A 14,475-nucleotide genomic window follows, 5' to 3' on the forward strand; every position below is an offset into this window, starting at 1 on the left:
CCGACGGCGGGGGACCGGCCGGGGTGCCGGGAGGCCGACCACGGTTTCCCGGCACCCCGGCCGTCCCACATCCACCGGTCACGCGGCCCGGACCCCGCGCCACGCTGACGCAGCGTCTGTTCTGGAGGCACATCACATGATTCCCGACGTTCCGACCCCGGCCGGGCCGCACAGCGGTGAACCGGAGCTGACGCCCGTACGGGCGCGGCTGACGGCGGCCGGCGGGGCGGGGCGGGCCCAGGCCTCCCTGGCCCTGCCGGAGGCCGCCGTCGGCGGCCTCGACCGGATCGCCGGCGGCCGGCCGGTGGAGGAACTGGTCGTCCTGCTCTCGGCCACGGCGGTCGTGCTGGCGGCGGCCGAGGCGCAGGAGCGGGTGATCGTCGCCGTGAACGGGCCGCGCGGTCCGGTGGCCTGCCCGGTGGACACCGCCGGGGCCGACACCCTCCGGGACCTGGTGCTCGCCGTCGACGAGGGCCTGCGGCAGCTCCACCCCACCGACCTGACGGCCGTCGGCGCCGCGTTCGCCCTGTCCGTGGGCACCGAACGGCTGCCCGTGGCGGCCGCGCCGAGCACGGCACTCGCGCTCACCCTGTGCGGCGCGCCCGGCGAACCGCGGTACCTCACCGCCGACTTCGCCGCCTCGCTGCTCGAACCCTGGTGGGCCGAGGTCGTGCTGCGCTCCCTGGCGACCGTCCTGGCGGCGTTCGCGGAGCCCCGCCGCGCCCTGGCCGGACTCGACCTGGTGGCGCCCGAGGACCACGCCGCGGTGGAGGCCCAGGGCCGGGGCGGCTTCCGGCCCGGCGCCGAACCCGGCACCCTGCTGGGGGCGTTCCTGGAGCGCGCCGCCGAGGCCCCCGAGGCCGTCGCCGTGGTCGACGGCGACCGCGAGGTCCGCTACGGCGCCCTGGCGGCCGGGGCGGACGCCGTCGCGGCCCGGCTGCGCGCCCGCGGCGTCGAGCCGGGGTCGCGGGTCGCCACCGTGCTGGGCAAGAGCGCCGAGGCCGTCGCCGTGATCCTCGGCATCCTGCGCGCCGGGGCGGCCTACGTGCCGCTCGCCCCGGACCTCCCGGCGGACCGCCTGGCCTTCATCCTGGCCGACGCCGCCTGCGTGCTGGCCGTCGTCGACGACCCCGCCGTCCTCGGCGGCGCGGACGTCCCGGCCGCCACGGTCGCCGAGCTCACCGCCCCCGGCGAGGCCACCGCCCCGGACGGGCTGCCGACCGCCGCGGACCTCGCGTACGTCATCTACACCTCGGGCTCCACCGGGCAGCCCAAGGGCGTGCTGATCCGCCACGGCGCCATCGACAGCTACCTGGCGTGGAAGCGGCGCTACCACGGCCTCGACGCGGACACCCGGCTCGTCCAGGTGCCCTCGTTCTCCTTCGACAGCTCCGTCTCCGACCTGTTCTCGGTGCTCGGCAGCGGCGGCACCCTGATCCTGCTGGCGGAGGCCGACCGGCTGCACCCGCAGCGGGTGCGCGACCTGGTCGCCCGGCACCGGGCCACCCACATCACGCTCGTCCCCTCGCTCTACGAGGTCCTGCTGGACGCGCTGGCCGAGCCGGGCTGCCTGCGGCTGGTCACCGTGGCCGGCGAGGCCTCCCCGCAGGAGCTGGTCGACCGGCACCTGAAGCTGCTGCCCGCGACCCGGCTGGTCAACGAGTACGGGCCCACCGAGAACTCGGTCGGCGCCACCGCCTTCGACTACGACGAGCGGCCGCGGCACGGCTTCCCGATCGGGCTGCCGATCGACAACACCGTGGCGCGGGTGCTCGACCCGGCCGGGCGCGTCGTCCCGCCGGGCTTCCCCGGGGACATCGAGCTGGCCGGCCCCGGCCTCGCCGACGGTTACCTCAACCGGCCGGACCTCACCGCCGCGGCGTTCGTCGCCGCCGAGGAGCCCGGCGGCCGCCGCTACCGCACCGGCGACCGGGGTTGGTGGACGCCGCTCGGCCTGGAGTTCCTCGGCCGCAGCGACACCCAGGTCAAGATCCGGGGCAACAGGGTCGAGATCGGCGACGTCGAGGCGGGCCTGTGCGCCCTGCCCGGGGTGCGCACCGCCGTGGTGCTCCCGGCCACCGCGCCGGACGGCGCCCTCGCCCTGGTGGGCTTCCTGACCGGCGCCGTCGACGCGGGCGAGATCCGGACGGCCGCCCGGGCCGCGCTGCCCGGCTCGATGGTCCCCAGCCGGCTGCTGGTGCTGGACGAGCTGCCGCTCACCCACAACGGCAAGGTGGACCGGGCCGCGCTGACCGTCCGGGCCGGCGCCGAACTCGCCGCCGCACCCCGGCCCGAGCCGGCGCCGGACGGTGCCGAGCAGGCCGAGGACGGCGTCGAGGCCACCGTGAGCGCCGTCTTCGCCGAGGTGCTCGGGGTCGGACGGGTCGACCGGGACGACGACTTCTTCGACCTCGGCGGGCACAGCCTGATGGCCACCCTGCTGCTGATGGAGCTGGAGACCCGCGCCGGACTCCTGGTGGACCTGGACGACTTCTTCGACGAGCCCACCGTGGCGGGGGTCTGCCGGGCGCTGGGCGCCTGACCCGGGGATGCGGGAAGGGGCCGGCGGGACGAGTTCCCGCCGGCCCCCCTTGCGTGTGGTCACCGGTGCGGCCGGGCCCGCCGGGCGCACCGGACCGCGGCCGTCATGCCCGGCCGGCCGGGGCCGGAGCCTCGAAGCGGAAGCCGCCGAAGCCCGTCACGGTGGGGCCCTTCGGCGGGACGGGCGCGCCGAGGTCCAGCTCCGCCCACGGCTCGTCCGGGGCCTGGGCGATGCCGGTGAGCGCGTGGCGCCACTGCTCCAGCAGCAGCCGCGCGGTGTCCTCGTCGTAGAGGTCGCGGTCGTACTGGAGGATCAGGGTGAGCCCGCCCCGGTGCACCCGGCCCTGGAAGGACAGGTCGCACAGGCCGGAGTCCAGCGTGACGACCCGGCCGGAGAGCGTCAGACCGGGCGCGGTGCCCGCCTCGCTCTGGACGTAGCAGTTGACGAACACGTCGAAGAGCGCGTTGCGCAGCGGCTCGGCCTGGATGCCGAGGCGGTCCGTCACGTGGTGGAACGGGATGCGCGCGTGGTCGATCGCCTCGTGCATCGACTCCGCGACCCGCTCCAGCAGTTCGGCCCGGGAGGCCGGCCGCATCCGCAGCCGCAGGGCCGCGGAGTTGGCGCCGTTGGTGAGGTGTTCGGTCAGGCCGAGTTGGCCGCGGACGTTGACCGGGGTGCCCAGGCAGATGTCCTCCCGGCCGGTGGAGCGGTGCAGCACGGCGGCCACCGCGGCGGCCAGCGGGGCGACCAGGCTGGTGCGGGCCCGCTTCGCCGACTCGGCCAGGGCGTCGGTCACCCCGGTGCCGAGCTCGACCTCGACGGCCGAGGTGCGGGCACCGCCGGGGCGGGTCCGGGGGTGGTCGACGGGCAGCGGCAGCGGCGCCGGGGCGGGCAGCAGCCGGCCGCGCCAGTGGTCGAGCTGCTCGTCGAACGCGCCCTCGGCGAGCAGCCGCGACTCCAGGTGGCCGACGGCCAGCGGGTCCCTGGTCAGCGGGGGCAGCTCGGCCTCGGTGCCCTCGTACGCGGCGACCAGGTCGCGGGCGACGATGTCGATGCCGGGCCCGTCGCTCACGATGTGGTGGCAGACCGTCAGCAGCTCGTGCCGGTCGCCGGGCAGCCGCAGCAGGGTGGTGCGCAGGGCGGGGCCGGCGGCGAGGTCGATCGGCTGGTTGGCGCGGACGCGGACGGCCTCGGTGCGGGCCGCCTCCGGGTCGGCCTCGGCCCGCAGGTCGAGCACTTCGAGCGGGAGGTCCGGGCCGTCCAGGGCGACCTGCGGCGCGCCCTTCACCTCGCGGATGGTCGCGCGCAGCATCGGGTGGCGCTCGCGCAGGGCGGCCAGCGCCGCGCGCAGCCGCTCCGGGTCGGGGGAGCCGCCGCAGGCGAACACCGTGGGCACGTTGTAGGCGGCGTCCTCCTCCGGGCGGGCCTGGCGCAGCAGCCACTGCCAGGACTGCATCGGGAGCAGCCCGAGTTCGCCGCCGGCCTCGGCCCGCACGGCCGCTTCGTCCGCGGTGGGCAGGAGTTCGGTGAGGCGGGTGGTGAGGGCGGCGGGGGTGGGGCATTCGAAGAAGTCGCGGGCGCGGATGGCGGTGCCGTAGCGCTCGTTGAGGCGGGCGGCGATTTCGGCGACGCCGAGGCTGTGGCCGCCGGAGGCGAAGAAGTCCTGCTCGGGGGCGACATCGGGGAGGTCGAGGACGGCGGCGAAGACGGCCCGCACCTCGGCGAGCACGGAGTCGTCGTCGGCGGCGGGGGCGGCCGCGGCCGCCGTCTCGGGCAGCGGCCGCTTGGCCAGCGCGATGCGGTCGAGCTTGCCGTTCGGGGTGTACGGGATCTCGGTGAGCGGCAGGAACGCCGTCGGGATCATGTAGTACGGCAGCAGGTCGGCCAGCCGCTCGCGCAGTTCGGCGGCGGTCGGCAGCTGGGCGTCCGGCTCCGGGATCAGGTGCACCACCAGCAGGCGCTCACCGCTGGTCTCGTGGATCACGGCGATCGCCGTGTCGACTCCGGGCTGGTTGGCCAGGACGGTCTCCACCTCGCCGAGTTCGACCCGGAAGCCGCGCAGCTTCACCTGGTTGTCCTTGCGGCCGCGGAAGTCGAGGTTGCCGTCGGGGCGGAAGCTGGCGAGGTCGCCGGTGCGGTACAGCGGGTGGTCGCCGTCGAGTTCCGGCCGGACGACGAACTTGGCGGCGGTGACCTCCGGCAGTTCGATGTAGCCGGCGCCGACGCCGATGCCGCCGATGAACAGCTCGCCGACGGCGCCGCGGGCGCTGTGCCCGCCCCACGGGTCCAGCAGCCACATCCGCAGGTTGGTCATCGGGCGGCCGATGGAGGGGGTGGGCTCGGCCGCGCCCGCCTGGCAGTAGTGGAAGGACTGGAGGATGGTGCCCTCGGTGGGCCCGTAGACGTAGACGAACTCCCGGCCGGGCTGCCAGCGGTCGATGAGGTCCTGGCTGAACAGCTCGCCCGCGGTGACCACGGTGCGGATGCCGGGGAAGTCGGCCGGGTCGAGGCGGGTCAGCAGCGGGCAGAACGGGAAGAAGGAGTCGACGTCGAGGTCCCGGACGCAGTCCGCCAGGCCCTTCGCCGAGACCAGCGGGTCCTCCAGCGGCACCACCGCGGCGCCGGCGTACAGCGGGGCGAGCAGCTCCCAGGTGCTGGCGTCGAATCCGGGGCTGGCGAGGCTCAGCATCCGCCGGCCGGGGCCGAGGCCGGTCTGCCGGGCGGAGACGTGCATCAGGTTGCGCAGACCGATCTCGCGGATCGCGACGCCCTTCGGGGCGCCGGTGGAGCCGGAGGTGTGCATCACGTAGGACAGCGACTCGGGGGCGACGGCCACCGGCCAGTCGGCGTCCGCGCCGGGCGGGTCGGCGCGCAGGTCCAGGGTCACGGGGATCCGGCGGGCGTGCGGGAGCAGATCGTCGGTCTCGGGGACGGTGAGCACGACCGGCTGCTCGGCCCGGACGATCTGCCGGATGCGGGCCGGCGGGTAGCCGGGGTCGACGGGGACGCAGACGACGCCCGCGCCGAGGCTGGCCATCCAGGCGACGACCAGTTCGGCGGAGCGGGGCAGGCAGAGGTACACCGAGTCGCCCCGCCGGATGCCGTGCTCGGCCATGGACTCGGCCAACTGCCGTGCCAGCTGCTGGAGTTCGGCCCGGCTGAAGGTCCGCGTCCGGGTGATCACGGCGGGGGCGCAAGGCTCCTCGCGGGCGAGGTCGGCGATCCACTGGGCGACCGTACGGTCCGGGAGCCGTTCGGCGGTGTCGTTCAACTCCTCGACCAGCTCGCGGTGTTCGGCGGGGGTGAGGAACGGGAGCCGGGCGAGCGGGGCGTCGGCGTTGGCCGGGTCGGCGAGGTGTGCGGCGACCCGGCCGAGGATCGCGGCCAGCCGCTCCGGGGTGGCGGCGCGCGACCAGGCCGGGCCGGTCTCGACGGCCAGGGCGCCGGCGGCGAGCCGGACCAGCAGGTCGGGCTCGTCGGGGGCCGGGCAGTCCCCGGCGAGGTCGAGCACCCGGGTCGCCTGGTCGGGCCGGGCGGGGCCGGCCTGCGCCAGTGCCGCCCTGGTGGCGTCCAGCAGGGCGTAGGAGTCCGCCGAGGCCTCGGTGGTCACCAGGACCGTGGCGGCCGCACCGTCCCGCCAGACCGTCAGCACCTGGGCGGCGTCGCCGTCGAAGTGCCCGAGCACCGCGATCGTCGCGGCGACCAGGACGGCGGGGTCCGTGGTGGTCGGGGGCTGCGGGGCTTCGGTCGTCGGCAGGTCGAAAGTCATGGGGGAGTCCTCTCGAAGGTGCTGATGAGGCTTGGGGCGCGGCGGTTCTTCGACCAGGGCGGCAAGGCCGGTGCGGCAGGCCGGGACGATGGCGGGGGAGGGCCTTCGTCAGCCGATCAGGCGCGGCGTCTCGGGCCGGCGGAAGCGCGCCGACTTGCGCAGGTCGTGGGTGATGTTGATCCGCTTGAGCCAGCGGTCGGTGCCGTCGTAGCGCGCGGCGAAGGAGCCGCGGGCGTGCACGACCCGGTGGTTGTTGAGGAACACGAAGTCGCCCGGGGCCAGCGCGCAGGGGCGGCGGGACTCGTCGAGCAGGTCGTTGACGAGCGCGAAGACGCGGGCGGCCTCCTCGTCGCCGTCCACCGGGGTCATGTGGGTGGCGTCGAAGCGCAGCAGCGGATCGAGGCGCGAGCCGAAGAGCAGCGAGACCGGCTCGCGGTCGTTGACGATCTTCTCGATGCCGGCGAACACCAGCCGGTCCGCCTCGCTGCGCACGGTGTTGTTCTTCGGCAGGTGCGAGCTGTCCGGGATGATCCGGAAGCGGTCGGCGAACAGCACGTCCAGGTCCGCCTCGGGCAGCCGGGCGAAGTCGGCCTGGGCGATGACGACCGGCACCGCGTCCGGGTTGCGCAGCGAGGCGAGCACGATGTAGTCGGCGCGGTACGGGTGGAAGGCGTCCTCGGTGTGCAGGGTGAGGGCCTTGCGGCTGCCGGTGCCGAGCAGCTGGTTCTCGTACTCCGGGATCGGGAAGACGTCGTTGACCAGGTGGCCGTCCTGCTGGGTCTTCCAGCCGAAGGGCTCGCCGATGAGCGCGGCGTACAGCACCAGGAGGACCTCCTCCGGGAGCTCGTGGTGCGTCCGGGTCTCGTCCTTCCAGTGGGGCGGAGTCCGGCCGATGCGCCGGTCGTCGACCAGGTGGCCGCCGATGGTGCAGTAGCCGTCCAGCTGGTCGAGGGCGAAGGCGCGCAGGAACCGCTGGACGCGCTCGGGCAGGCGCGAGGCCAGCAGCGGGGCCTCCTGGACGAGTTCGGGGTCGTCCGCGGCGCCGAACCGCCCGGCGACCTCCCGGGCCAGTTCGGCGGTCTGCGCCGCCTCCTGGGGGGTCAGGCCGAGCACGGTGCGCTGGGTGGTGTCCGTGGGGGTCGCCATGGCTCCTTCTGAGCGTGTGGGGGATGGTGGCAAGGGCTCCCCTGGGCTTCTCAGGGGGCGTTCGGGGATGCCTCCGGCTGTTCCTGCGGGCGTTGCTCCAGGCCGGCGGCGAGCCGGCGGAGCCCGTCGACGACGGGGTGCGGATCCGCGAGGTGGTAGAGGTGTCCGCCGGGATACGTGCGGATCGAGGCGCCCGCACCGGAGCAGTCGCTCCACTCCCGGATGTGGTGGTCGCTCACCCCGAGGTCGGCCTCGCCGCGCCAGCCGTCGACGGGGCACCGGAGCGGGCCGGGTGTGGGGGTGTAGTCGTCGCACAGGGCGATGTCGCCGCGCAGCGGCCGGGTGACGAGCCGGATCAGCCGCTCGTCGCGGGCGACGTAGTCGGGGACGGCGCCGTCGGCGATCAGTTCCTCGACCAGCTGCCGGTCGTCGAGCCCGGCGATGGACTCGTCCGGGGTCTGGCGGTGCGGCGCCCGGGAGGCGGAGGCGACGAAGTGTCCGGGCCAGCGCCCGTGCTCCCGGCCCAGGGCCAGGGCCAGTTCGTAGCCGAGGAGCGCGCCCATGCTGTGCCCGAAGACCAGGTACGGCCGGTCGAGACGGTCGAGCAGCTCCGGCACCAGTTCGTCGATGACCTCCGCGGCCCGGGTGGCGGGAGGCTCGCGCCAGCGGTTCTCCCGCCCGGGCAGCTGGACCGCGAGCAGGGCCACCCGCGGCCCGAGCAGCTCCTGCCAGGGCCGGAACTGGTTGGCGCCGGAGCCGGCGTGCGGGAGGCAGACGATCAGGGTGCGGGCACTCGACGGGGGGTTCCAGTCGAGCAGCCAGCGGTTCTTTCCCGTCATCGAACTGCCTCCCGGGCCTTGCGCGGTGGTCTCATGCGGTGGGGGAGGCGGCCGCGTCGACGGCGGGGCCGTCCTCGGGGGCGTTCACGTCGGTGCGGCCGCCGGCGCGCAGCGCGGGCAGGCACAGGAGCGTGATGACGATCAGACCGGTGCCGGCGATGAAGAGCGAGGTGCGCGGGGAGATGCTGGCGGCGACGAAGCCGCCGATCCCGTACGCCAGGGCGCTGCCCGCGAAGGCCGCCGAGGAGAACGACCCGCCGACCCGGCCCAGCATGTCCGCCGGAACGGCCTTCTGAAGCAGCGTCTCCTCGCCGATCAGCGCGATGCTGTTGCCGACGCCCATCACGGCCTGGGTGATCACGGCCACCGCGAGCACCGGCGCCGCGCCGGTCAGCAGCAGGCCCACACCGGCGAGGATCCACCCGCCGGCCAGCAGGGTCACGGCCGAGACCTTGGCGGTCGGGCGGGTCAGCCAGAGCGAGGCGGCGACCATCGCGGCGCCGGAGCCGGTGCCGAGCAGACCGAAGCCGAACGGGCCGCCGTCCAGGACGTCGCGGGAGAGCAGGACCAGGACGATGTTGTCCAGCGAGGCGAACATGATGCCGAACAGCAGCAGCAGGAAGATGGCGCGGGCCGTCCGGTGCTTCCAGGTGAAGGCGATGCCCGCGCCGATGCCGGCCAGGAAGCCGGGACGGTCACCGCCGGAGGCGGCGACGGGCTCCATCTTCGGCAGGCCGAGCAGCAGGGCCGCGCCGACGAAGAAGCTCACCGCGTTGATCAGCAGGGCGCCGCGCGCGTCCAGGAGCGCCGCGACCGTACCGCCGAGCACCGGGCCGAGAGCGGCCTGGAGGTTGAACGCGGTGCCCATCCACGCGTTGGCGGGCATCAGTTGGGGCTCTTCGACGATCCGGGGCATCACGGTGCGGCCGGCCGCGTTGAAGACGGTGGCCAGTGCCGAGGACAGCGCCACCAGCGGCACCAGCAGCGCGGTGTTCGACGGCACCAGGGCGATCGCGATGAAGGCGAGGCCCTGTCCGACCTCCGCGAGCAGCAGCAGCCGCTTGACCTCGAAGCGGTCGGGCAGCGCGCCGGCGATCGGGCCGAAGAACCGGGGCACGGCCTGGGCGAGCAGCAGTGCCGCCACCCCGGTGGCGCCCGCCCCGCTGCCGGTGATGAGCAGCAGCAGGGCGACGGTGGCGACGCCGTCACCCACCAGGGAGACCGATCGGGCGGTCCAGTACCGGCGGAAGGCCGGATTTTCCCGGAAGAGCTGGAACGAACTCACGCAGTTCCTTATTCGCGAGGGGGGATGCGCAGGAGTGCGTGGCCGGTCCTTCGGCCTGAGCGCTGCGAACTACGTCCCCGAATCAAGCGCCGGCGCGAGCCCGTGACGGCGGGTCGGCGTGGCATAACACGGCACAACCTAACCGTTCGTCAATTCGGGCTCAATTCACTTGAGATGTGGCGCAGGCCACATTGACGGTGAGCGGTCATCGATGGTTCGATCGCCCTCTCAGCAGCAACTTTGCGATGCGAGCGGGGATGTGGACCCGCGGGGACGGGTGCCGGCCTGAAAGACTCGGCCGAAGCGGTCCGGTGACAGTTTGTCATCCCGATGGCGGCGTGACGCCACTCCTGACGCCTTCTGCGTCCCGTCGGGAATCCCGCATTCTCCACGGAAAACCGACCGGTCCTGCTCTTTCCGATATTCGACGTGCGCCCCGTAACCGTGGACGACCGATCTCCCGACGCTCACCTGTTCAGGGAGAAATCGTTGTTGGAACACGCAGCAGTACGAGCGCACTGGCTGACCGCACTTCGCGGCACGACCCGGGAGGCGCTGCTCCCGGTGGGCGGGGCGACCCTGCCGCAGCCCGCCCCGGTGATCCTCCCGCCGGACCGGGCGACAGCGGCGCGGCGCCTGGCCGGCGACGACCCGACCGGCCTCCACCTGCTCCTGCTCGCCGCGACCCGCCTCACCCTGGCCCGCTTCGGCGCCGCCGACGACCTCGCGATCCTCTGCCCGGCACCCGGCGGTGGAACCGGCGAACTGGTCCTGCGCACCGCCCTCGGCCGCGACACCAAGGTGAGCGACTTCCTCCAGGCCCTCCACCGGGACCTCACCGAAGCGGCCGCCCTGCCCTGGCAGGACCGCGCCGCCCTGGCCACCCGGCTCGACGCCGTCGGCGAGGCCGAGGGCGCCGCCCTCTCCCAACTGGCCGTCGGCTGGGGCGAAGCCCGGCTCGCCACCCCCGCCGAGCTGCTCGTACACGGCCGGCTGACCGCCGAAGGCGGCATCGCCCTCCAGGTGACCGGCGCCGACGGCCTCGTCCCCGCCGTCGCGGCCGACCTGCCGCGCTGCCTCGCCGCCACCCTGGAGGCCATCGCCGCCGACCCGTACCGGACGGCCGGCGAGACGGACCCGCTGAGCCCCGGGCACCGCGCCGAACTCGAAGGCTGGAGCGGCCTGCCGGTGCCCGCCGCCTTCGCCCCCCGCACCCTGCCCGCCCTCGCCGACGCCTCGGCCGACCGCGCCCCCGACCGGGTGGCCGTCCTGGACGGCGACCTCGCCTGGACCCACGGCGACCTGGCCGCCCGCTCCCGCGCCGCCGCCCGCCACCTCGCCGACCGGTACGGCATCCGCCCCGGCGACCGGGTCGCGGTGGCCCTGCCGCGCGGCGCCGACCTCGTCCTCGCCGTCCTCGCCGTGCTCCGGGCCGGCGCCGCGTACGTCCCGATCGACCCCCGGCACCCCGCCGCCCGCATCCGGCGCCTGGTGGACGGCAGCGCGGCCCGCCTGGTCATCGCCGCCGACGCCGCCCCCGCCGACCTGCCCTTCCTCCCCGCCGCCGAGCTGCGCACCGCCTCCGCGCCCACCGGCGCCGCCGCCGTCGCCGCGCCGCTGCCCGTCCTGCGGCCGCAGGACGACGCCGTCGTCTTCTTCACCTCCGGCTCCACCGGCCTGCCCAAGCCCGTCGTGCTGCGCCACGACCAGATCGGCCACCACGTCACCGCCTCGGCCGAACTGCTCGGCGTCGACGAGGGCCTGCGCTGCGCGCTGCTGTCGGCGATCTCCTCCGACGCCACCACCTTCCAGATCTTCCTGGCGCTCGCCGTGGGCGGCTCCCTGGCCGCCGTCGGCGCACCGGACGAACTGGACCCGGTCACCTTCTGGGAGCGGCTGCGCGCCACCGGCGTCACCATGGTGAACTGCGTGCCCAGCCTGCTCTCCACCATGCTGGAGGTGCTGCCGACCGACGCGGGGATCGAGCTGCCGTACCTGCTGCTGGGCGGCGACACGGTGCCCCGCGGCCTGCCGGCCCGCACCAGGGGCCGGCTGCGGATCGGCACCCTCGCCAACCTGTACGGGCCGAGCGAGGCCACCATCGCCTGCGCGACCTTCCACTGCCCGGGTGAGCGGGCGGTCGACCTGGCGGCGGTGCCGATCGGGCGTCCGACCCCCGGCTTCGCCGTGCTGGTGCTCACCCCGTCCGGCGACCTCGCACCGGTGGGAGTGCCCGGCGAGATGTACGTCGCCGGGCCCGCGGTGGCCGTCGAGGGCTACCTCGACGCCCCCGAGGCCACCGCCGCCCGCTTCGTCGAGTGCCCGCTGCCGGGCGTCGGCCGGGTCTTCCGCACCGGCGACCTGGCGCGCTGGAACGCCGACGGGACGCTGGACTTCCTGGGCCGGATGGACGACCAGATCCAGCTGCACGGCAACCGGGTCGAGCCCGGCGAGGTCGAGCAGACCATGGTCGGGCTGGACGGCGTGCGGGAGGCGGTCGTCCTGTCCCGCGCGGTCGGCACCGACGGCCTGGTGCTGGGCGCCTGGTACACCGTCGACGACCTGGCGGTGCCGGAGAAGACCGCCCCCGAGGCCGTCCGCGCCGCCCTCGCCGAACTGCTCCCCGCCCACATGGTGCCGGGGCTGCTGCGCCGGGTGGCCGAACTGCCCCGCACCCCGCACGGCAAGATCGACCGGCTCGCGCTGGCCGCCGAGCCCGCGCCCGAGACGGCCGGCAGCTGGACCCCGGAGGACGAGGCGGGCCGCGCGGTGGCCGCCGCCTGGGAGACGGTGTTCGGCCGCCCGCCGCGCTCGGCGGACGAGGACTTCTTCGAGGCCGGCGGGCACAGCCTGAGCGCCGCCCAGCTGGTCGGCGCGCTGTGCGCCGGCCCGACCGCCCAGGAGCTGTCGATCCGTCAGGTGTTCGCCGCCCGCACCCCCGGCGCGCTCAGCGAGGCCCTGCGCGAGGCCGCCGCCCGCGGCCCCGCCCGGCCCGCCGCCGCCCGGCCGGCCGCCGCCCGGCCGGCCGCCGACCGCGACCGGCCCTCGCGCTGGCCCGCCACCCACGCCCAGGCCCGGCTCTGGCTGCTGGAGTCCCTCGACGAGGGGGAGGTCCGCACCTACAACATGGTCGAGGCCTACCAGCCGGCCCGGGCCCTGGACCCGGCCGCGCTGGAGGCCGCGCTCGGCTACCTGGTGGACCGGCACGAGGCGCTGCGCACGGTCTTCGAGATGTCCGCCGAGCGCGGCTCCAGCGAGCTCTGGCAGGTCGTCCGGCCCGCGGGCAAGGTCCGGGTGCGGCCCCGGTTCCAGCGGGTCGCGCCGGAGGCGTTCGACGCCGCCCTGGCCGAGGCCCGGGCCCAGGAGCTCCGGCAGCCGTTCGACCTGGCCGCCGGCCCGCTGATCCGGCTGCGCTGCCTCACCACGGCCGGCCGGCCGCCGGTGCTGCTCCTCAACGTCCACCACGCGGTGAACGACGGCTGGTCCTACGGCGTGCTGATCCGCGACCTGCTGGCCGCCGTACGGGCCTTCGAGCAGGGCCGCAAGCCCGACCTGCCCGAGCCGGCCGGCTACCTGGCCCACGCCCGCGCCCTGGACGCGCGGCTGGCGGACGGCCGGGGCGAGGAGCACGCCGCGTACTGGCGGACGGCGCTGGCCGGGCTGCCGCCGGCCCCCGCGCTGCCGGGCGACCGGATCCCGGGCCCGCGCCGCGCCAACGCCGGGGCCTTCGCCCGGGTGGGCCTGGGGGAACGGGTGACCGACGGCGTCCGCGCCCTCGCCGTCCGCGGCGGCGCCACCCCGTTCATGGTGTACACGGCGGCCGTCCGGGCTCTGCTGTACCGGCTCACCGGCGCCGCCGACCTGGCGCTGGGCACCGTGTCCGCCGGCCGGGCGGCCCCGGAACTCGCCCACGAGCTCGGCCTGTTCGTCAACACCGTGGTGCTGCGCACGGCGATCGACCCGACGGCCGGGTTCACCCGGCTGGTCGAGGACTGCGTGCGCACCGCCCTGGACGCGGCGGAGCACGAGGAGTACCCCTTCGACCGGCTGGTCAGGGACCTCGGCCTGCCGCGCGACCAGGGCCGCAACCCCGTCTTCGACGTACTGGTGGAGACGGTCATCTCCGGCACCGGCGAGGCCTCGCCGGCCGACGGGGGCGAGAGCGTGCGCCATCTGCGGGCGGACGAGCAGGTGTCGGACTTCGACCTGTCGTTCAGCTTCCTGATCCCGGCGTCCGGTTCGGCCGAGGAGGCCGAGGTGTGGGTCGGCCACCGCAGCGACCTGTTCAGCCGGGAGGCCGCCACCCGGCTCGGGGAGCGGCTGCGCGCGCTGCTCGTCGCGCTGCTGGACGAGCCGACCGCCCCGCTGGGAGCCACGCTGTGATCACCGACCTGCCCGCCGCCGCGACCGCCGGCGGCAAGACCCGGACGCTGATCGCGGCGCTGCCCGCGCTCGCCCGGCTGCACGGACGCACCGTGGTGGCCGAGGTCGCCGCCACGGTGCTCGCCGAGGAGCCGCTGCGGGCGGCCCTGGCCGAGGACCTGACGCTGCTGCGGCTGGTCGGGGTCCGGCCGGTGGTGGTGCCGGACCGGGCCGCGCCGCCCGGGGCCCCGGCCGAGCTGGTCCGGCTGCTGGGCGCGAGCCGGGGCGGCGCGGCGGGCCTGGCCGGCGAGCCCAACCCGGCCGCGGTGCGGGCCCTGGTGGACGCGGGCGTCGTCCCGGTCCTCCTCGGCGCGCGGGCGGCCGGCGGTCCGGTCGACGGTCTCGCCGAGGAGCTGGGGGAGGACGCCCTGGTGCGGACGGTCGACGGCCGGCAGCCGCACGCCCTGCTGGCCGGGCTGCTCGCCGAGTAGGACGGAACACCGAAGGCCGGCCGTGGAGTTCCACGGCCGGC

Annotated in this window: 7 protein-coding genes; 3 read left to right on the forward strand and 4 right to left on the reverse strand. The window is 75.6% G+C overall.

Annotated elements, in window-relative coordinates; translation table 11 throughout:
• The first annotated feature begins 136 nt into the window (after window positions 1-136).
• Window positions 137-2,542 (forward strand): non-ribosomal peptide synthetase, encoded by a 2,406-nt coding sequence (locus QWJ13_RS13720; protein WP_316524269.1) that lies wholly within the window; start codon window positions 137-139, stop codon window positions 2,540-2,542.
• A 103-nt stretch (window positions 2,543-2,645) separates the two neighbouring features.
• Here the strand turns inward: QWJ13_RS13720 and QWJ13_RS13725 are convergent, their stop codons facing one another.
• From QWJ13_RS13725 to QWJ13_RS13740, 4 genes are all read right to left on the reverse strand, one after another.
• Window positions 2,646-6,311: an amino acid adenylation domain-containing protein gene (locus tag QWJ13_RS13725; protein ID WP_316524270.1), complete on the reverse strand. Its 3,666-nt coding sequence runs from the start codon at window positions 6,309-6,311 to the stop codon at window positions 2,646-2,648.
• A gap of 108 nt (window positions 6,312-6,419) precedes the next feature.
• A complete protein-coding gene (gntD, locus tag QWJ13_RS13730; protein WP_316524272.1) occupies window positions 6,420-7,457 on the reverse strand; it encodes a guanitoxin biosynthesis L-enduracididine beta-hydroxylase GntD in 1,038 nt (345 codons plus the stop codon).
• Window positions 7,458-7,507: 50 nt separating this feature from the next.
• The gene (locus QWJ13_RS13735) at window positions 7,508-8,296 is read right to left on the reverse strand and encodes a thioesterase II family protein (RefSeq protein ID WP_316524273.1); all 789 of its coding nucleotides are present in this window, start codon (window positions 8,294-8,296) and stop codon (window positions 7,508-7,510) included.
• A 31-nt stretch (window positions 8,297-8,327) separates the two neighbouring features.
• Window positions 8,328-9,581 carry an MFS transporter gene (locus QWJ13_RS13740; RefSeq protein WP_316524275.1) on the reverse strand — a complete coding sequence of 418 codons (1,254 nt, stop codon included), beginning with the start codon at window positions 9,579-9,581 and terminating at the stop codon, window positions 8,328-8,330.
• A gap of 492 nt (window positions 9,582-10,073) precedes the next feature.
• Here QWJ13_RS13740 and QWJ13_RS13745 point away from each other — a divergent pair, with 492 nt between their 5' ends.
• Both QWJ13_RS13745 and QWJ13_RS13750 read left to right on the forward strand, forming a co-directional pair.
• Window positions 10,074-13,964, forward strand: a complete 3,891-nt coding sequence (locus QWJ13_RS13745; RefSeq protein ID WP_316524277.1) for an amino acid adenylation domain-containing protein — start codon at window positions 10,074-10,076, stop codon at window positions 13,962-13,964.
• Window positions 13,961-14,434, forward strand: a complete 474-nt coding sequence (locus QWJ13_RS13750; RefSeq protein ID WP_316524279.1) for a hypothetical protein — start codon at window positions 13,961-13,963, stop codon at window positions 14,432-14,434. Before QWJ13_RS13745 ends, QWJ13_RS13750 begins: the two co-directional genes overlap by 4 nt.
• Window positions 14,435-14,475 lie beyond the last annotated feature (41 nt).

Source organism: Kitasatospora brasiliensis (assembly GCF_032654805.1).
Classification (GTDB): Bacteria; Actinomycetota; Actinomycetes; order Streptomycetales; family Streptomycetaceae; genus Kitasatospora; species Kitasatospora brasiliensis.

Excerpts from the sequence above, each read along its gene's own strand:
- QWJ13_RS13720 (WP_316524269.1), top strand. The coding sequence starts at position 137 with ATGATTCCCGACGTTCCGACCCCGGCCGGGCCGCACAGCGGTGAACCG.
- QWJ13_RS13725 (WP_316524270.1), bottom strand. The coding sequence starts at position 6,311 with ATGACTTTCGACCTGCCGACGACCGAAGCCCCGCAGCCCCCGACCACC.
- gntD (WP_316524272.1), bottom strand. The coding sequence starts at position 7,457 with ATGGCGACCCCCACGGACACCACCCAGCGCACCGTGCTCGGCCTGACC.
- QWJ13_RS13735 (WP_316524273.1), bottom strand. The coding sequence starts at position 8,296 with ATGACGGGAAAGAACCGCTGGCTGCTCGACTGGAACCCCCCGTCGAGT.